We start from the raw sequence: 20,058 nt of genomic DNA, 5'->3' as shown, positions 1-20,058 counted from the left end.
ATGCAGTTACTGCTTGTCATAATACTCGTCAAGCGTTTCATCCTTAATACGTTTCAGTTCGCTTCGTGGAAGAATATGGAGGAGTCTCCAGCCGATATCAAGTGTTTCTTCAATAGAGCGGTTGGCTTCGTACCCCTGTGACACATATTCTTTTTCAAATGCTTCGGCAAATTCAGCATATTTTTTGTCCATATCAGTCAAAGCGGCTTCTCCGAGAATAACCATAAGTTCTCTTGCGTCTTTGCCTCGAGCATAGGCGGCAAAAAGCTGGTTCATTGTTGCCGAGTGGTCTTTTCTGGTTCGTCCTTCTCCGATTCCTTTGTCCTTAAGACGTGAAAGTGACGGCAAAACGTCAATAGGCGGTGTAACGCCTTTTCTGTAAAGTTCACGCGAGAGTATTATTTGCCCCTCTGTGATATATCCCGTAAGGTCGGGAATGGGGTGAGTTTTGTCGTCTTCTGGCATTGTGAGAATCGGAATGAGCGTTATGGAGCCGTCCTTGCCTCTAAGCCTACCCGCACGCTCGTAAAGTGTTGCAAGGTCGGTATACATATATCCGGGATAACCTCGTCTGCCCGGAACTTCTTTTCGTGCGGCAGAAACTTCACGCAGGGCATCTGCATAGTTTGTTATATCCGTCATAATGACAAGAACATGCATTCCAAGGTCAAATGCAAGATATTCCGCTGCGGTAAGCGCCATTCTCGGCGTTGCAATACGTTCAATTGCAGGGTCGTTTGCAAGGTTTACAAACATAACGGTTCTGTCAATGGCGCCTGTTTCTTTAAAAGAATTAATAAAATAGTTAGATTCTTCAAAAGTAATTCCCATTGCGGCGAATACAACCGCAAACTGCTCGTTTTTTCCTCTGACGGTTGCCTGGCGTGCAATTTGCGCCGCAAGCTGAGCGTGGGGAAGACCCGAGGCAGAAAAAATAGGTAATTTCTGACCTCTAACAAGGGTATTAAGTCCGTCAATTGCCGATATTCCTGTCTGAATAAACTCCTGGGGATAATTTCTTGCCGCAGGGTTCATAGGGGTGCCGTTAATATCAAGGCGTTTTTCGGGAATAAGAGCCGGACCGTCGTCAATCGGATTTCCCAAACCGTCAAATACTCTTGAAAGCATATCGGGTGATACGGGAAGCTGCATAGACCTGCCGAGAAAGCGTATCTTTGAATCAGCAAGGTTAATGCCTGCCGCAGAGTCAAACAACTGTACCAAAGCATTGTTTCCGTCAATTTCAAGAACTTTGCAACGGCGTGTTTCGCCGTCGCGAAGTTCAATTTCACCAAGCTCGTCGTACTTCACGTTTTCAACATCGCTTACCATCATAAGCGGTCCTGCAACTTCTCTTATGGTGCGGTATTCTTTTGGCATCAGTCGTCGCTCCTTTCTAAAACATCTTTAATTTCACTGTCAAGCTGAGCTTCTATTGAGCTAAATTCATTTTCAATATTTTCTTCAGGTTCATACTTAAACCTGCCGATTCTTTCTCTGACAGGAATATTTACAAGCATTTCAATATTTGCGCCTCTTTTTAGTGCCTCAAGCGACTTGTCATAATAACTTAATATTGCTCTCATCATAAGAACTTGCTTTTTCAGAGATGTATAGGTGTCAGTCGGGTCAAAGGCATTTTGGTGCAGGTAGTCTTCACGTATTGAGCGTGAGGATTCAAGTTTTAGTCTGTCCGGAGCGGACAATGCGTCCATACCGACAAGGTTAACAATTTCCTGAAGTTTGCTTTCATCTTGCAAAAGTGACATCATCCTGCCTCTGAGTTCCATAAAGTCAGGGGCGGCATTTTTTGCAAACCAATCTTTTAATTTGTCTGTATACAGAGAATAACTTGTAAGCCAGTTGATGGCAGGGAAGTGTCGCTTGTATGCAAGATTTGCGTCAAGCTCCCAGAATACTTTAACTATTCTAAGCGTTGCCTGAGAAACAGGTTCTGAGATGTCGCCGCCGGGAGGCGATACTGCGCCGATAACAGAAAGAGCGGCTTCGGTGTCCTTGCTTCCGTTTACTATAACCCGTCCTGCTCTTTCATAAAACTGTGCAAGTCGGCTGCCAAGATAGGCAGGATAGCCCTCTTCGCCAGGCATTTCTTCAAGTCTGCCTGACATTTCACGCAAAGCCTCAGCCCAGCGAGACGTAGAATCCGCCATAAGCGCAACCGTATATCCCATATCACGGAAATATTCAGCAATTGTAATGCCTGTATAAATAGACGCTTCTCTTGCCGCAACAGGCATATCAGATGTGTTTGCAATAAGAACCGTTCTTTCCATCAGAGAATTGCCCGTACGTGGGTCCTTAAGTTCCGGAAATTCATTGAGTACGTCGGTCATTTCGTTTCCGCGTTCGCCGCAGCCGATATATACAATAATGTCAGCTGCCGCCCACTTTGCAAGCTGGTGCTGCACAACTGTTTTGCCTGAACCGAACGGGCCGGGAACAGCGGCAACTCCGCCTTTTGCAAGCGGAAACAGCGTGTCAATCGGTCTCTGACCTGTTGTAAGCAGAATATCAGGAGAAAGTTTCTTTTTATATGGCCTTCCGACACGAACAGGCCAAGTAGTCATCATTTTTATTTGCTGTTCGCCTTTTTCGGTCTCAACTACTGCCACAATTTCGTCAATGGTAAAATCGCCCTGTTTTATATTTTTTATAGTTCCGTTTACTTTATTCGGCACCATTATTTTATGAAGAACTGCGTGGGTTTCCTGTATTGTTCCGATAACATCGCCCGAAATAACCTTGTCGCCCTGTTTAACAGTCGGTGTAAAGTGCCACTTTTTTTCGTGATTCAGTGACGGTACGTCAACGCCTCTTTTAAGGTTTGTGCCGGCTATTTTCATAATTTCATTAAGCGGTCTTTGTATACCGTCATATATTGAGCCTATCAATCCGGGCCCAAGTTCAACGGAAAGCGGAGCACCCGTTGATTCAACAACTTCTCCCGGACCCAGTCCCGAGGTTTCTTCATAAACCTGAATTGAAGCCTTTTCTCCGTGCATTTCTATTATCTCGCCGATTAGGCGTTGATTGCTGACGCGCACAACGTCAAACAAATTAGCGTCCCTCATACCGTCTGCAATAACAAGAGGGCCTGCAACTTTTGTTATGATACCTGATTTCAAATTATACACCTCAATCGTTGAAGATTATGTCTGAGCCGACGGCTTTTTCCACAAATGACGAAAGTCGGGATATGCCGATATTTGTGTTTCCTTTTACCCCCGGAATGGGTATAACTGCGGGGGTAAGTCTGCTTTCGTAACGGCTGCGCTCTTTTTCAACCAAGTTAAAAACTTCTTCGGTAAGATATATAACAGCGTAATTGTCGCTGTCTGCAATTCTTCTGAAAAGATGTGCAACCTCTTCTGTGCTATCACAGGGAAAAATATCAAGACCGATTGTTCCAAATCCTTTTATACTTTCGGAGTCGCCTATAACAGCCACATTCTTAGCCATATATTTCACGCAGCCTTTCTCTTATGGTGCTTTCATCCGATTTTGTTCTGATGCCGCTTGCTATTATGTGAATTACAGTTTTTTCTGCAATATTGCCAAGGTAAAATCCGATTAGCGGTTCGGCACCCTCTCTTGTGAATTTGCATCGTTCTTTAGCCATTTTTATCAGCTTGTTGTCAACAAATTTTTCAAAATCCGAGGGTGAGTTTTTGTATTCCTCAATTGCAATATTGCAATCGTATTCACTTCTTTTTGAAAGCTCGTCCTCAAGGGTTGTAATACCTTTTAATGCGGCAGCGATGACTTCTTCTTTCCTGAATCCGTCAACGTCAACAAGAGCCTTTTGAAGAAAATCCTTTGTTGTGCCTGTCCTTGCACAGCGGATAGAGATTTTAATATCATTGTAAAAAATTAACGTTTTAAAATATTCGCTCAAAAATTTTGAATACTTTTGCGACATTACAAGCATTTCTTTCATTGCCGCAGCGTCAATTATAGCGTCGCACGCTCTTGCATCGGATTTGTGCGCAAGTATCTCATAAGCCTCATCGGCGAGCTTTGCAAGCCATTCGGGGAACAATGAAAATTTTCTGTTTTTGACTGCTTCCTCAATGACGTTAAAATCAATGGTGTTGGGAGTGACAAGCAAGTTTTTGTAATCTCTGTCAGACATTGTTCCTTTTAATACAACTTTGAGATTATGAATGTCATTTTGAATGATGAACGGTGAAAAAATTTCAAAGTCGGGTGTAATGCTTTTAAGATAGCTCCAAAGCTCTTTTGTGTGGCTTTCAATGACCTCGTCAACAGTGTCGCCGTCGCCATAACCTTTATCACACAGCAAACGGCAAAGTTCATCAATATTTTTACAGGCAAGCATCTGTTCAATGTCCGAATTGGTAAAGAGATATTTTTCTTTTGCACTTACAGAGCCGATGGAAAATTCATATGATAATCCCATATATCCTCCTTACTCTGCAAACAGTTCGCGATTTATTAAATCATCTATTCTGTCACGGTTCGCAGCAATGATTGCGGTAAATTCCATATTTTCTTCTATATCACCGCATCTGAGTATAAATCCTCCGCAAATATCCACAGGAGTTTTACTCACTGTTGCATTTATGCCTGAATTTTTAAGCTTCTGTTCAAAATCATCGGGCAGTCTTTTAATATCTTTGCCGTTAAGCAGAATCTCGCCTTGTTTTCCTTTAAGTTTTGAAGCGAGCGCATATATTACATCAAAATATTTTTTGCTGTCAAGATTAATAAGGTAATCCAAAACTTTGTTAACCGTTTTGTCAATTTCACTTCTGCGTTTTTGAAGCAAAAGATTTCTTATTTCAAGTTCTGCTCTGCTTTTTGACGAAGCGTGAATCTGGGCAATTTTATCCTTAGCGTTTTCCTGAATTTCAGCAGAAATTTTATCTGCTTGGATTTTTGCTTCGTTAAGGATTTTTTCACACGACTCCTGTGCTTCCGTTTCAATCTTTCTTATGCTTTCATCACAGTCTGATTTTATCCTATTAAGAATCTTATCGCCGTTATTCATACAAACCCCACCTTTCTTTGATTTTCAAATTTCTTGGGTGCGTTTGCATTAAATATCAATTGAAGATACAGAGATAACAACAAGAAGAGATACTATAAATGAAAGCAAAGCATAGATTTCAACAAGAGTAATGGATACCATTGCTTTTGAGAAATTTCTGTCGTCCTTTGCGCTGATTGCAATGCCCGAAACGGCAGCCTTGCCCTGAGAAAATGCCGAGAACATACCGCCAAATCCGATTGCAAAAGAAGCTCCGAAGTATGCAAGTCCCTGTCCGAATGTCGGAACAGCTCCTCCCAAAACGCCGCAATTTACAAGTATAAGGAAGCCTACGATAAATCCGTATAGACCCTGTGTGCCCGGAAGAAGTGTCAGTACAAGCATTTTACCGAATTTTGACGAGTCTTCGGCAAGAACGCCCATCGCTGCCTGCGCTGCGTTTCCTACGCCTCTGGCAGAACCTATGCCCGAAAGAATTGTAGCCAATGCGGCTCCCAAAATCGCAAACATCATTCCGTATTCCATAATTATTTGTCCTCCTGAATTTTAATATATTTACTGTTCAGCGAAAACGGCTCAAATTCCTTGCCGCCGCCTTCATAAAATTTGCCGAACATTTCAACGTACTGAAGTCTCATAGTATGAACATATGAACCAAGTGCATTAAGACCGATATTAATTGCGTGTCCTGCAACCATAATAACAATCATACATATACATCCGAATACACTTTTACCGAACATTGACGACAGCATATTAAACACCTGAGCCATTACGCCTGTTGTAAGTCCCAATGCAAGCAGTCTTGAATAACTGAGCAAATCGCTTATATATCCGGTAATATCATACAGCGAAGCAAGTCCGCCTATCATTTTGCCGAAAAAGCCCTTTTTATTTCTTCCTTGTGTAAGCACAAGCCCTACCGCACAGGCTATTGCAATTCCGGCTCCGACGTAAAGAACAATTTGTGATGAGAATGCTCCGATTGCCAAAACAGCAATGCCGACTAAAAGCATCATCCAAAGTCCCGTATCAAAAAATGCGCCGCCGTAGTCCTTTTTCTTTAGGCAAACATAGAATTTGCAGCCCATACCGACAAGTATATGAATAAGACCAAAGCCTATTGATATTGCCATAACCGTAAGTGCGTCTTTTTGGGGGTCAATCGTGGGCCATGGTATTATGTCTGCCATCGTTATTGATGCGCCGCTGAAATAATTATACAGCGTTGCCGGCGCGTCGCCGAAAAAGCTTCCAAACACAAGTCCCCATAAAAATGTTGAAATTCCGCAGTACTGAAACAGCTTAAGATTTTCTTTCATTTTTTCATCAGGCTTGAATTTCTTTATAATAATTCCGATAGCGATTGCCATTAACAATCCGTATCCGGCGTCTGAAAACATCATTCCAAAAAAGAAATAAAAGAAAAATGCCAAAATTGGTGTTGGGTCAATGTCATCGTGCGACGGTGAAGCATACATTGTGAGAATATTCTGCGCCGGCCGTGCAAATGCATTGTTTTTTAATTTTACGGGTGCGTCCTCATCAGCGTCATAAAATTCCACATAACAGGTCGCAACTCTGTGACACAGTTCTTCAAGCTTAACGCAGTCTTCTTCAGGAATATATCCCGTAAGTACAAACACGTGTTTTGATTGATCAAGTGAATTGATAACGCTGTATTTGTCAGTGCGAATTTTAAAATAATCCTGGGTAACCTTGATGTCGTCCCGCTTGTCAGCATAAGAAATTATCTCTTCTTTTATTTTTGCGGAATCTTCTGCAAGCATTTTGCTTTTTTCTTTTAGTCTGCGAGTTTTTTCTTTTGGTGTGTGACTTGTGGGGCTCATTGGTCTTGCAAATCCAAGATTACGCAGAATTGAGTCAGCTGTTTGTTTTTGACTGATAGGTACAAACATAACAATGCAAGTCATCGAATTTTCCGTGTGTTCAATTTCAAATTCAAATTCAAGCTTTGAATTTGCTTTAGCAATTGTTTCCGCCAACTCAATATCCGTGTAAGATTGCGGAAGTGTACCGATAAATACTGCGGTGGTTTTGGTGTCGCCCGTATTCAGCGGAATATCAAGCTTTTGCCACGGTTCAATCTGGGTGAGAGATGTTTTAATTCTTACCTGTTCAGCCGCATTGTCAACAATTTGCTTTTGCAGGTCTGTAATACGTGAGCATATCGTCATAACTTCGTGTGATTTTGAAGCTATTACGCCGATTTCATCAGGGTCGATTCCTCGTCTGCCGGAAAAAGAGGCAAGAAGTCCTTTCTTTTCCGGAGCGTAATCATCCAGAATACGCAGTGCCTGTTGGCTGAGGTTTACGTTCTTTTCAAAAATTTGCATTTGAGATGTCATATCTATTCTTGAAAAACCTTTTGCTGATTTTTCAATCTTTTTAATCTGAACAAGAGCGTTATCCTGTAAATGTTCCAACAAACGTTTGCGGTCTTCCCTAAGGGCGATAATTCTCACGGTTTTCATTTTTAGTTTTGACAATTAGTATCACCACACTTTTAATACTTCTGTTTGTCAGTTTAAAATCATTTTAACTACGTTGTCGATGACCTTTGTGCGATTTCTGTCAGCTGTATCCGCAATGACCGCACATTGCATTTCAGCCTGCTGCTTAGCCTTGCCAAGCATATCTTTTCCGTCAAGTTTTGCTTGTTCAAAATCCGCTTCTGCTTTTGCATAGGCTTTTTGTTCGGCTTCTTTTATTATTCTTTTGGCATCAGCCTTAGCCTGTTCTTTTTGATTTGAAGCCTTAGTTTTTGCATCGTTTTCACGGTTTTTACATTCTTCTTCGGCGGCAAAAACAGCTTCTAACATATCTTTAGCCATTATTTTCTCCTTTTAATATGAATTTTATGGCGAATTAATGTGAAAATTAAACTATATTTTATTCCTGCATGACTGTAATATAACATAATTTCCTGTAAAAAGTCAATAAAATTTAACCTGAAGTTTTAGACAAATAATTTAAAATGTCTATAAATCACACATTTTTGAAGTAATGCATAAAAACAAAATCATGCTTTTGTGCATTTTAACATTTACTATTTTTATTGACATAATATTTAATCGGTTATAAAATCATTTTGGGTGATATTATGTCTGAATTTAAAACAAATGTAATGAGAATACTTGATAAAGAAAAAATAAATTATGTTTCTCACGAATACGCTCACAACAAAGATGCGGTTGACGGTATCAGTGTTGCCAAATTGCTTGGTCAGAACCCTGATTATGTCTTCAAAACACTTGTTACAAAGGGCTTGAGCGGCAACTATTATGTGTTTGTCGTACCGGTTGCGGAGGAGCTTGACCTCAAAAAATGCGCAAAGAGCGTAAAAGAAAAATCGGTTGAAATGATACACGTAAAAGATATTAACAAAATTACCGGATATATCAGAGGCGGATGTTCTCCTGTCGGCATGAAGAAAAAGTATAAAACAACGTATCATATTACCGCTTTGGAAATTCCGAAGATTATTGTAAGCGCAGGGAAAATAGGTTATCAAATCGACCTTGCGCCTCAGGACCTCATAAAACTTACCGACGGACAGTGTGCGGATATAATCAAAGCATAGATTTTTTGCCTCTAAGGCAGGTTTCGTTCAAAATTTCAGTTTAGTTATAATTTCCGCTGAACCCCTGAGTAAGTGCTCTTATGCACTTCTTGTAATCAGTCACAAGCTCAGTTTTCTGCAATCAAAGCAGAACGTTGCTTCGATTAAAAGAACATAATTAGTATATTTATTATTTTTGTAAATATATATTATGCTATTAATAATTGCGATAAAGTCAATTTTCACAAGAAAATATGTTTAGTTAACAAAATATCGGAAATGTATACATTGACACCCTTTTTGCAAAATGTTAGAATTATGACAGTATGTCATATTGCAAAAGGGGTGTTTTGTTTTTATGATTAAAAGAACATTTTATAATCTGCCCGAACAAAAACGTCAGAGGATAATTGACGCTATTGTAGAGGAATTTTCAAGTTCTTCCACCGAAAAGGTCAGCATTAACAGAATTGTGAAGGCTGCAAACATTTCCCGCGGAAGTTTTTATCAGTATTTTGACGATAAGGTTGATTTGGTTGAGGTTTTAACCAAGTCGTTTGTTGATTTGTCAATTGAGGGTGCAAACAAAGCCTTGGAATATTCAAACGGCGACATTTTCTACACGTACGAAAAATTATTTGAAATAATTACTAAGTTTGCTCAGGACAAAACCCAAAAAGTTATTTTAAAAAATCTGTTGCGGAGCCTTAGAGCTAACGATGATTTAGTTTCGGAATATTTGCTCAACAGATTTAACGGCTTTGAAGAACTCAACAAAATTGCAAAGCAGTATAATACCGATAATCTTAAATTCAAGTCTTCCGAGGACGTAGAGTATCTTTCTCAGATTTTGACTCAGTTGCTGAAGAACGCAATATTTAATTACTTTGTAATCGACGTTGATTATCAAACAGTTAAAAAAACTTTTCTGCGAAAGCTTGAAATAGTAAAATCAGGTGCCGTGGCACAATTTTAAAAGTTAGGAGAAACATATGCTATCAAAATTCAGTGTAAAAAAACCAATGACGGTTTTTGTATGCGTAGTGCTTGTAATTGTTTTGGGCGTTGTGTCGTTCACAAAAATGACGCCAAGCCTGCTCCCGAATATGGATTTTCCGTATGTGATGATAATGACAACCTACGCCGGTCAAACACCGGAAACTGTTGAAAACACAGTAACAAAGCCGCTTGAACAGTCACTTTCAACTGTTGACGGAGTAAAGCAGATTACATCAAATTCTACCGATAATTATTCAATGCTTATCATAGAGTTTAACGATGGAACTAATATGGATACCGTAACTGTTGATATGCGTTCAAGTCTTGATACGATTTCCGACAGTTGGCCTGACGGCGTCGGAACTCCGTATTTAATCAAAGCCAACCCGAGTATTCTTCCTGTTGCAATGATTGCCGTTGATTATGACGGTAAGGACAGAAATGAAATTTCCGATTATGTCAGCAATGAGTTGATGAACAAAATTGAGGGCATTGACGGTGTAGCTTCGGTTTCCGACAAGGGCGTAGTTGTAGAGAAAGAAAACATAGTTATATCTCAAAAGAAAATCGACGAGTTAAACAAAAAAATTTCCAACGCTCTTGATGACCAGTTTTCTGATGCGGAAGATAAACTTAATGATGCAAAGAAAGAAATTGACGGCAATATAAGCAATGCTGAAAGCGGCGCACAGACAATATCGGATTCTATTGACGATATTAACACTCAGCAACAGGAAGCGGCTGAACAGCTTTCACAAGCACAGGCTCAGTCTGAAAGCGGAAAAACGCAGATTTTGTCTGCAAAAATGCAGCTTCTTGACCAGAAGGCTTCGCTGACTCAAACAAAGCAAACCCTTGAAACTAACTATCAGTCTTTGCTTACAATCAAAACTACATACAGCGATATGCAGTCACAAAGACAGGTTCTAAGCGATAAGTTGAAATCTTTGACTTCTGTTAACGAACAGTATAACGCAATCCTTGATAAACAAAAGACGCTTGACCCTGCAAGTGACGAATATAAAGAGCTTGAAAAGCAGCTTCAAAAAATTGATGAAGCTCTCAATGATTACAACATAACAAAGGAAGGCTTATCCGACGCTATTGCTTCAATAAATGAAGCAATTAAAAAGATTGATTCTTCGCTTGAGTCATTGGACAGCAAACTCGTCAGCTTTGGAACAAGCAGTGAAAACTTAGACGGTGATTTAAAGAAAATCTCTGCGCAAATATCCGAGATTAACTCCGGAATAACCACGGTCGATGACACAATCAACGGACTTGAAAATAAGAGTATAAGCGTTGACCAAGCTCTTGCAGAGCTTTCAAAGCAGCAGTCAAATGCAAATTATAAGCTTTCGTCAGCACTTTCAACACTTAACTCAAAACAAAGCGAAGTCAGCAGTGCGGCTTCTCAGCTTGATTCGGCAAAATCTGAGGTTCAAAGTTCAATTGATGATTTGTCGCAAAAGAAAGATGAGGCAAAAAGCAAGGCGGATATGAATAATACCGTCACAATTGACAATATATCAAAAATCCTTACCGCACAAAATTTCTCGATGCCTGCCGGATATGTTACCGATGATAATAATCAAAAATACATGGTGCGTGTAGGTGATAAGGTTCCTGACGAAGAACAGCTCAAAAATCTTTCACTTTTTGACACGGGCATTGACGGACTTGGCGTTGTAAAACTCAGTGACGTTGCAGATGTATTTATTGCCGACAATTCCGACGAGGTCTATGCAAAAATTAACGGAAAAGACGGCGTTGTCCTCAGTCTTTCAAAACAAAGTAATATTGCCACCGCAACGGTATGCTCAAATATTAATGATGCATTAAATACGCTTTCCGAACAAAATGAAGGACTTCACTTTACAAATCTGTATAATCAGGGCGATTATATTAACCTTGTTGTTAACAACGTTCTTCAAAATCTGCTCATGGGCGCAGTGCTTGCTATTATCATATTGTTCCTGTTCCTGCGTGACATAAAGCCTACCATTATAGTAGCTTGTTCAATCCCTATAAGCCTTGTGTTTGCAATTGTACTTATGTATTTCAGCGGCGTAACGCTGAATATGATTTCACTTTCGGGACTTGCAATAGGCGTAGGTATGCTTGTTGATAACTCCGTAGTTGTAATTGAGAATATTTACAGACTCAGGGGATTGGGATATTCGGCAGTTCAGGCAGCCGTCAACGGCGCAAGACAGGTTGCAGGTGCAATTGCCGCTTCAACTTTGACAACAATATGCGTATTTTTGCCGATTGTTTTTGTTGAGGGAATAACACGTCAACTTTTTGTAGATATGGCGTTGACAATCGCATATTCTCTAATAGCAAGTTTGATAGTTGCCCTTACCCTTGTTCCTGCAATGAGCCAAAGAATGTTGAGCAGGTTAAAACCGCAGAAAGATATTCAAAACAGCAAGATTATGAAAACGTATGAGCGTTCGCTCCGCTTTGTTTTAAGACACAAAGTGGTTTCAATAATTGTTGTTGCCGCTTTATTGTTTGCAAGTATGTTTGGTACTCTTGCAAGAGGCTTTAGTTTTATGCCTGATATGAGCAGTACTGAGCTTCAGGTGAACATAACTCTTGACGATAACGCAACTCTTGACGACACAATTTCTGTTGCTGAAGATGTAAATGATATTATCAATAATTACGATGAGTTTGAAACAGCCGGAGTAATGACGGGAAATGCTTCAAGTATGATGGGAATGTCATCGGGATCGGCTTCTAATGATGCCGGTACGGTTATAGCATACGGCGTTTTAAAGGATGATTACGCAAAACAGAGCGGTACAATTTCCGACAGACTTTCAAAAGACCTTGAGGGAATAGACGGAAAGGTTACCGTAAGTTCAGGTTCATCAAGTTCAATGACATCTATGCTCGGAAACGGAAGTGTTGAATTTGAACTTTTCGGCGATGATTTGAACACACTCAAAAATACGGCAAGTGACCTTGCGGAAAAACTTAGTTCAATCGAAGGCGTAGATGAAACCAACAGCGGTATAGGCGCAACTTCACCTGAAATTAAAGTTACGGTTGACAAGAAAAAAGCAGCTCAAAACAACCTTACGGTAGCACAGGTTTATCAGCAGGTTGCTGCGGCTGTATCCAGCGAAAAAACCTCTACAACTCTTACCAATAGCGACGGTACCGATATAGACGTTGTTGTTGTAAAGGGTGACGAACAAAAAGTTACCAAACAGTCAATAGGCGATATTTCACTCACCTATACCGATAAAGAAGGCAATGAAAAGAGTGTTGCACTTTCTAAGGTAGCTGACATTTCTGATTCAGAAACTATGAATACAATCAACCGTCAGGACCAAAAGAGATACCTTACAATAAGCGGTACTGTAAAAGACGGTTACAATCTTACCGAAGTTACAAACAGTGCAAAGTCAATGATAGCAGATTATGACCTGCCAAACGGTTGTACGGTTGAGTTTTCAGGTTCCGATAAGGCAACTATGGATGCCGTGGGTCAGCTTATGTTGATGATGGCTCTTGCAATTGTTTTGATTTATCTGATTATGGTAATTCAGTTCCAGAGCCTAAAATCACCGTTTATAATAATGTTTACAATTCCGCTTGCATTTACCGGTGGTTTTATTGCATTGCTTATTACAGGATTTGACATCAGCGTAGTTTCACTGGTCGGATTTGTTATGTTGTGCGGAATAATCGTTAACAACGGTATTGTTCTTGTTGACTATATAAATCAGCTGAGACTTGACGGCAAAGAGAGAACAGAGGCTATTGTCGAGGCAGGCAAAACTCGTATGCGCCCGATTTTGATAACAGCACTTACGACTGTTTTGGGACTCTCGGTTATGGCGTTGGGAATCGGCACAGGAGCCGAAATGATGCAGCCGATTGCAATTGTCTGCATTGGCGGATTGCTTTATGCAACATTTATGACGTTGTACATTGTTCCTTTGATTTATGATGCCTTTAACAAAAAGGAACTTAAAAAAGTGGAAGAATCGGAGCTTGAATCGGTTGATGATTAAAAGCTAAAGCTAGCTGACCTGTACGCTTACTGCGTACAGGTCTTGTTAAATTATAGCCAAAAAACTCTTACGTTTTTAAGATAAATTTATCAGCATTTGTATATAAAACAGCTTGACTACCTTGCTAAAAAAAGCTATAATATCTAAGTGTATTAATTAAAGTAGTATTATTTGACAAAATTCTCCCATAACGGAGCGATTATAAACAAATTTTTGGAGGTTGCATTGATGGATACATCTGTGTTAAACTGGCTTGACAGGACGGCTGAACAATATTCTGAAAAGACCGTTTTCAATGATTGCAGCAGAAGCGTCAGTTTTGCTGAATTTAACAGAATTACCAAGTCTGTCGGAACCTATCTTGCGTCCTTTGTTACTCCGAACAGTCCGGTTGTGGTAATGTCGGGACGTCATATTATGACCCCTGCATGCTTTCTGGGAATAGTCAGGGCGGGATGTTTTTATGCTCCTATGGATGCCACAATGCCTAAGGCAAGACTTAATCAGATAATCGGTGTTATTAAGGCTGATTATATGATTGTTGACAAAGAACACCTTGAAATCGCCAAAGGGCTTGATTTTGACGGCAAAATAATTATTTTTGAAGATATTGTTGATACTCCGATTGATGAAAAGCTTCTCGATAAAGCTGTATCGGGACTTAACGAGCTTTCTCCGCTTTATGTAATCTTTACATCGGGTTCAACCGGTGTTCCAAAGGGTGTAATCACTTCACATCATTCTTTGATGTGTTACATTGAGGCAGTGGGAAGCGTTCTTAAAATTGACAGTTCCGATGTATTCGGAAATCAGTCGCCGCTTGATTATATTGCTGCGGTTCGCGACATTTATTTGCCAATCAAAACAGGCGCTTCAACGGTTATTATTCCAAAGAATGAGTTTGCAATGCCGACCCAGCTTTTTGATACACTTAACAAGTATAAGGTTACAACTCTTTGCTGGAGTGTTGCAGGAGTCGAACTTCCCGCAAAGCTCGGTGCATTTGACGAGTTAAAACCCGAATATCTTAAAAAACTGTGTTTCTCGGGCTCTGTAATGCCTTGTAAATATCTCAAAATTTGGCAGCAGCATTTGCCCGGCGTTATGTACGTTAATCAGTACGGACCGACAGAGGCAACAGCCTCATGTACCTACTATGTGGTTGATAAAACGGTTGACGATGATACCGTATTGCCGATAGGTGTTCCTTATAATAATTATACCATTACGTTGCTTAATGAGGACAACACACCTACCGAGTATGGCAAGACAGGTGAAATATGTGTCAGCGGTCCTATTCTTGCACTTGGATATTACGGAAATCCGGAAAAGACGGAAGAATCATTTGTCCAAAATCCGTTAAACAAAAATTACAGAGAACTTATCTATAAGACAGGTGACCTTGGAAGCTATAACTCTGACGGACTTCTTGAGTTTCACGGACGTAAAGACCGTCAGATAAAGCACATGGGACACCGCATAGAGCTCAGCGAAATTGAGTCAACAGCCAAACAGATTGACGGTGTTACGGATTGCTGTTCTCTCTACAATAAGGCAAAGGAACATCTTTATCTGTTCTACACCGGAACCGCTACTTCAAAGGATATTACTATTTATTTCAGAAGCGTACTTCCCGGATTTATGGTTCCGAGAAAGTTGGTTCAGCTTGATGCTCTTCCTACATTGCCAAACGGCAAAATTGATATGCAAACTTTAAAATCATACTTTAAATAAGAATATATACTAAAACATTTATTAAGAAAGAGGAATTAAAATGGATGAATTAATGGAAATTCTTAACGAACTCAGACCTGATGTAGATTTTGAAAACGAAACAGCCCTTATAACCGACGGTATTCTTGATTCATTTGACATTGTTGCACTTGTAGGTGAATTAAACGATGCTTTTGACATTGAGATTAAGCCAAACAACCTTGTTCCGGATAATTTCAATTCCGCAAAGGCTATGATGGCTCTTATTGAAAAACTTCAGGATGAATAATTATGAATGAAACTTTACTTACAAAACTTCTTGCTGAGGTAAAAACTCCGTCATATATTTTTGATGCAGATGAATTTGAAAAGCGTGCTGAACTTGTAAAAAAACACTTTGGCGAAAAAACCAACGTCTGTTTTTCTATTAAAGCAAATCCGTTTTTGTTATCCGACCTTCCAAAGATTTTTGACAAAATTGAGGTTTGCAGCCCGGGTGAGCTTACTATTTGTGAAAAAACAGGCGCAGACGCTTCAAAAATCATTTTTTCAGGCGTAAATAAAACGGAAGCAGATGTTGAGCGTGCAATGGATGACGGTGTCGGAACTTTTACAGCCGAGAGTTATTTGCACGTTGATTTAATCAACAATGCCGCTGTAAAACGCAATATAACAGTTTCCGTGCTTGTCCGTGTAACCGGAGGAAGCCAGTTTGGCATGGACGAAAAGGACGTTATTGACCTTTTGAATCGCAGAAGCGAATATAAAGGAATCGAATTTGTTGGATTGCATTACTTTACAGGCACCCAAAAACGCAAGCCTGCAAAAATAGAAAAAGAACTTGACTATATTACAGACTTTGCAGACAAACTAAAGAATGAAACAGGGTTTGTCGTGCATCGCCTTGAATACGGTACAGGTCTTGCTGTCGATTATTTTAACGAAAAAGCCGAAGAACTCGAAACAGAACGCCTTGAAGCGGTTTCCGCAAAGGTAAGAGAAGTTGCGGAAAATTTTGAGCTCACAATTGAGATGGGCAGATTTTTTGCAGCTCCGTGCGGATATTACCTTACAAAGGTAATGGATGTAAAGACTAACTGTGACATTAATTACGCAATCCTTGACGGCGGTTTAAATCAGTTAAAATATGACGGTCAGATTCAGGGAATGCAAATTCCAAAAATTATTCACTTAAAGAATAAAAAATCTTCTGAAACCAAAACAGAGAAATGGACTTTGTGCGGCAGTTTGTGCACAACTGCGGATATTTTGGCAAGAGACGCTGAATTTGACAGCCTTGAAATCGGCGATGTTCTTGTTTTTTGCAGAACAGGAGCATATTCGGCAATGGAGGGTATGGCTGTATTTCTTAGCCGTGAGCTTCCGACTGTTTCGCTTTATTCCGAAAACGGTGGGTTAAGAATAGTGCGCAGTTTGCTCAATACCGATATTTTTAACACCCCCTAATTTTTAATTACAAGTATTTGGTGTTTGTGAATTTATTCTCACAGACAAGTTTTGAATATAAATAAAAGACGGGGGAGATAGATTGAGTTATACTTCGCTTAATTTTTTGCTATTTGTGTCAATTACGGTTCTTGCGTATTTTCTTTTTCCGTTAAAAAAGCAAAAATGGACTGTATTGCTTGCAGCAAGCTACGTATTTTATCTTTTTGCTGGATATAAATATGTGGCGTTCATAGTTTTTACTACATTAAGCACATTTTTAATAGGGCTGTGGCTTGAAAAAGTAACGGCAAAATCTAAAAATAACATAAAACTTCATAAGGCAGAGTGGAGTCGTGAAGATAAGAAAAAGTATAAAGAAAAAATAAAAAAGCAAAAGCGTATTATTCTTGCTATTGCTCTTGTACTTAACTTTGGTATACTTGCCTTTTTAAAGTATTATAACTTCTTTGCCGGAAGTCTTAACGATGTTTTCGGCAGTTGGGGAATGGAATTTTCTGCTCCAACTCTTAAACTGTTTTTACCATTGGGAATTTCTTTCTACACATTCCAGTCAATGGGCTACATAGTGGATGTTTACAGAGAGAAGACGCCTGCACAGCATAATCCGTTTAAATTTGCTTTGTTTGTATCGTTTTTCCCTCAGATTATTCAAGGTCCTATCGGTATCTACGATGACCTTGCCCATCAGCTTTTTGAACCTCACGATTTTGATTTCACACGCTTTAAACATGCGCTTGAACTTATTTTGTGGGGCCTTGTAAAAAAGATGGTGTTTGCCGATACGGCTGTAATTGCCATAAACAATGTAACATCAGATTATAACTGTTACGGCGGCACAACGCTTACTTTTACCATCATTCTGTACGCATTCCAATTATATGCTGATTTCTCGGGTGGTATCGATATATCACGTGGCGTTGCTCAGATTTTTGGAATTGACATGATGGAAAACTTTAAACGTCCGTATTTTTCAAAGGATATTAATGAATATTGGAGAAGATGGCATATTTCTCTTGGTAATTGGTTCAAAAATTACCTGTTCTATCCTTTGGCAATGTCATCGCTATTTATTAACACAAGCAAAAAAATCAAGTCTACAAAATTCGGTTCAACCGTTGCCGGAGCGCATATTGCTAAGGTTCTGCCTACAAGTATCGCTTCGTTTGTAGTATTCTTTATTGTCGGCGTATGGCACGGAGCAAGCTGGAAATACGTTGGTTTTGGTGTTTGGAACGGCGGAATTATTATGATTTCCGTGCTTATGAAGCCTGTATTTGAATGGTGTCATAAAAAGCTTCACATCAATCCAAAGTCTGCGCCGTATACGGTGTTTCAGATTTTAAGAACTTTCATTGTAATCCTTGTCGGTTATGTATTTGACGTGGCACCGTCGTTTACCCAGGCTATGCGAACATTTTGGTTGTTCTTTACAGACCAAAGCATAAGCACAGGTTTGTCGGAAATCAGTACGCTTGGTCTTGTAGGCAACCAATATGTATTACTTTCCTTGGGAGCAGTATTTATATTTATAATCAGCGTTATTCAGGAACGTCATGACAAAACCACAATTAGAGATATGCTTGATCAAAAGCCGTTTATCCTCAGATGGTTCGCAATGTTTGTAGGCATAATGCTTGTGGTGTCATTGGGTGTTTATGGCTCAGGCTTTGATGCGGCAGATTTTGTTTATATGCAATTTTAAGGAGTTCGATATGAAAAACAAAAAATATATTTTGCGAACAGTTAAAATTCTTTCACTGTTGCTTGCGCTTGTTGTGTGTATCGGATTTTTGCAGGAATACGTGTTATGTCATGCCGATCACAATCGTGAACGAGTGTTTGGATTTTACCTTGAGCCTCGTAACTCTGTTGATGTTGTTTTAATCGGTGCAAGTGAAGTTTACGCTGATTATGCGGCAGGTTACGCATATGAAAAGTATGGATATACGAGCTATCCGATTGCTACTCAGTCTAATATTATACAAAATTATAAGACTCAGGTAAAAGAGGCTATGCGTACTCAAAACCCAAAGCTCATTGTGGTTGAAGTCAACGGTGCGCTTTACGGCAGCAACGAAAACATTGAGAGTGAAGCAAATCTTAGAAATTATTCTGATAATATTCCGTTTAATTCCAATAAGGTTGAGTTGGTATCGAATAATGCAACTTCCGATCGGCTTGAGTATTATATGACAATATCAAAATATCATTCTGTTTGGAAAGACTTTCCGAAGGGGCTCGGTTGGACACGTACCCTTTTGCAGGACAAGTTAAGAGGGTACACCTATCTTAAAGGTGCAAAGAGTAAAACTGCGATTTACAATACATCTAAGGTAAATAATTATAATAGCACCCTTAAAAATGACAATAAAACTAAAAACCTGAATCCGACATCAGAACAATATTTTCGTGAATTTCTTGACTTTTGTAAATCAGAAAATCTTGATAACGTTGTTTTTGTGAGATTCCCTCATGTAGTTACCAAGAAAACCTATGACAGATTTCACAGAAGCAATGAAATAGGAAATATAATAGCCGAATATGGGTATGATTATATTAACTGTGAAAAAGACTTTGAAGATACCGGAATTGATATATCAAAAGATTTTTATAATGCCGAACATCTGAATGCTTATGGACAAAGACACTTTACAGAGTATCTTGGACAGATTATCAGAGACAGATATCTTAAAGCCGACAGTGATTTGGATGCAACACAAAAAGAGCGTTGGGATACTTCAGCCAAATATTATGATGCTTATTACAAATATAATGTTGATCTTCTTGAAAGCGGAAAATGTAAGCAAGTCAGCGAGTATTATTCTGAGCTTAAAGAAATTGAGAAGTATTTGTAAAACTGCGTAATTACAAAATAGGGCAGCAGGCAAACCTGTTGCCCTTGGAGACCGCCGAAAAGTTTGTGTAAAAGTGAATAATAGACTTCCTTTCAAGCAATAATGGAAACAGAAAAATTAAAGCTTGAAAGGAAGTTTTTTTAATGGAAAAAGTACCGGCAGAAATGATGAGAGAATTTGTAAGAAGTCAGAAATTCACCTCAACAGATGAAGTTATGACAGCAATGAAAAATATGTTCAAGGACATTCTTCAGGAGGTTATGGAATGTGAGCTTGCAGATGAGCTCGGCTACGAGAAAAGCGAAAGAACGTCGAATGATGAGTGTAGCAATAAGTCGAAAAATTACAGAAACGGCTACTCAAAAAAGACGATAA

17 protein-coding genes are annotated in these 20,058 nt (G+C 39.4%); 9 read left to right on the top strand and 8 right to left on the bottom strand.

Annotated features, from left to right (window positions below; genetic code table 11):
• Nucleotides 1–6: 6 nt before the first annotated feature.
• From BLP46_RS08570 to BLP46_RS08535, 8 genes are read right to left on the bottom strand one after another with little or no spacing between them, the layout of a single operon-like run.
• Nucleotides 7–1,380 carry a V-type ATP synthase subunit B gene (locus BLP46_RS08570; protein ID WP_092978193.1) on the bottom strand — a complete coding sequence of 458 codons (1,374 nt, stop codon included), beginning with the start codon at nucleotides 1,378–1,380 and terminating at the stop codon, nucleotides 7–9.
• A complete protein-coding gene (locus BLP46_RS08565) occupies nucleotides 1,380–3,146 on the bottom strand; it encodes a V-type ATP synthase subunit A (protein ID WP_092978191.1) in 1,767 nt (588 codons plus the stop codon). The genes BLP46_RS08570 and BLP46_RS08565 overlap by 1 nt, the downstream gene beginning before the upstream one ends.
• Nucleotides 3,147–3,156: 10 nt before the next feature.
• Nucleotides 3,157–3,480: a V-type ATP synthase subunit F gene (locus tag BLP46_RS08560; protein ID WP_092978219.1), complete on the bottom strand. Its 324-nt coding sequence runs from the start codon at nucleotides 3,478–3,480 to the stop codon at nucleotides 3,157–3,159.
• Nucleotides 3,473–4,441, bottom strand: coding sequence for a V-type ATPase subunit (locus tag BLP46_RS08555; RefSeq protein WP_092978189.1), 969 nt, complete (start codon nucleotides 4,439–4,441; stop codon nucleotides 3,473–3,475). The genes BLP46_RS08560 and BLP46_RS08555 overlap by 8 nt, the downstream gene beginning before the upstream one ends.
• Nucleotides 4,442–4,450: 9 nt before the next feature.
• Nucleotides 4,451–5,032 carry a V-type ATP synthase subunit E gene (locus BLP46_RS08550; protein WP_092978187.1) on the bottom strand — a complete coding sequence of 194 codons (582 nt, stop codon included), beginning with the start codon at nucleotides 5,030–5,032 and terminating at the stop codon, nucleotides 4,451–4,453.
• Nucleotides 5,033–5,080: 48 nt separating this feature from the next.
• Nucleotides 5,081–5,557: a V-type ATP synthase subunit K gene (locus tag BLP46_RS08545; RefSeq protein ID WP_092978185.1), complete on the bottom strand. Its 477-nt coding sequence runs from the start codon at nucleotides 5,555–5,557 to the stop codon at nucleotides 5,081–5,083.
• 2 nt (nucleotides 5,558–5,559) lie between these two features.
• Complete coding sequence (locus BLP46_RS08540; protein ID WP_092978183.1) at nucleotides 5,560–7,542, bottom strand: V-type ATP synthase subunit I; 1,983 nt, start codon at nucleotides 7,540–7,542, stop codon at nucleotides 5,560–5,562.
• Between the two features lie 33 nt (nucleotides 7,543–7,575).
• Nucleotides 7,576–7,887, bottom strand: coding sequence for a hypothetical protein (locus tag BLP46_RS08535; RefSeq protein ID WP_092978181.1), 312 nt, complete (start codon nucleotides 7,885–7,887; stop codon nucleotides 7,576–7,578).
• Nucleotides 7,888–8,156: 269 nt separating this feature from the next.
• On the opposite strand from BLP46_RS08535, the gene ybaK reads away from it, so the two are divergent.
• The 9 genes from ybaK to BLP46_RS08490 form a co-directional block, all read left to right on the top strand.
• Nucleotides 8,157–8,636, top strand: a complete 480-nt coding sequence (gene ybaK, locus BLP46_RS08530; protein ID WP_092978180.1) for a Cys-tRNA(Pro) deacylase — start codon at nucleotides 8,157–8,159, stop codon at nucleotides 8,634–8,636.
• A gap of 337 nt (nucleotides 8,637–8,973) precedes the next feature.
• Nucleotides 8,974–9,591, top strand: a complete 618-nt coding sequence (locus BLP46_RS08525; protein WP_092978178.1) for a TetR/AcrR family transcriptional regulator — start codon at nucleotides 8,974–8,976, stop codon at nucleotides 9,589–9,591.
• Between the two features lie 16 nt (nucleotides 9,592–9,607).
• Nucleotides 9,608–13,645 (top strand): efflux RND transporter permease subunit, encoded by a 4,038-nt coding sequence (locus BLP46_RS08520; protein ID WP_092978176.1) that lies wholly within the window; start codon nucleotides 9,608–9,610, stop codon nucleotides 13,643–13,645.
• A gap of 228 nt (nucleotides 13,646–13,873) precedes the next feature.
• The gene (locus BLP46_RS08515) at nucleotides 13,874–15,379 is read left to right on the top strand and encodes an AMP-binding protein (protein ID WP_092978174.1); all 1,506 of its coding nucleotides are present in this window, start codon (nucleotides 13,874–13,876) and stop codon (nucleotides 15,377–15,379) included.
• Nucleotides 15,380–15,419: 40 nt separating this feature from the next.
• Nucleotides 15,420–15,647 carry an acyl carrier protein gene (locus BLP46_RS08510; protein WP_092978172.1) on the top strand — a complete coding sequence of 76 codons (228 nt, stop codon included), beginning with the start codon at nucleotides 15,420–15,422 and terminating at the stop codon, nucleotides 15,645–15,647.
• A gap of 2 nt (nucleotides 15,648–15,649) precedes the next feature.
• Entirely contained in the window at nucleotides 15,650–16,825 is a 1,176-nt protein-coding gene (locus tag BLP46_RS08505; RefSeq protein WP_092978170.1) for a diaminopimelate decarboxylase family protein, read from the top strand.
• A gap of 82 nt (nucleotides 16,826–16,907) precedes the next feature.
• Nucleotides 16,908–18,530 carry an MBOAT family O-acyltransferase gene (locus BLP46_RS08500; protein WP_092978168.1) on the top strand — a complete coding sequence of 541 codons (1,623 nt, stop codon included), beginning with the start codon at nucleotides 16,908–16,910 and terminating at the stop codon, nucleotides 18,528–18,530.
• A 10-nt stretch (nucleotides 18,531–18,540) separates the two neighbouring features.
• Nucleotides 18,541–19,683, top strand: a complete 1,143-nt coding sequence (locus tag BLP46_RS08495) for a hypothetical protein (RefSeq protein WP_092978166.1) — start codon at nucleotides 18,541–18,543, stop codon at nucleotides 19,681–19,683.
• Between the two features lie 143 nt (nucleotides 19,684–19,826).
• On the top strand, nucleotides 19,827–20,058 hold a 232-nt coding region (locus BLP46_RS08490), incomplete at its 3' end, for a transposase (protein ID WP_207645224.1).

The organism is Ruminococcus sp. YE282 (assembly GCA_900101355.1).
GTDB classification, from domain to species: Bacteria; Bacillota; Clostridia; order Oscillospirales; family Acutalibacteraceae; genus Ruminococcoides; species Ruminococcoides bromii_A.
The sequence above is the reverse complement of the archived record's forward strand: the minus strand, read 5'-3'. Positions and strand labels throughout refer to the sequence as shown.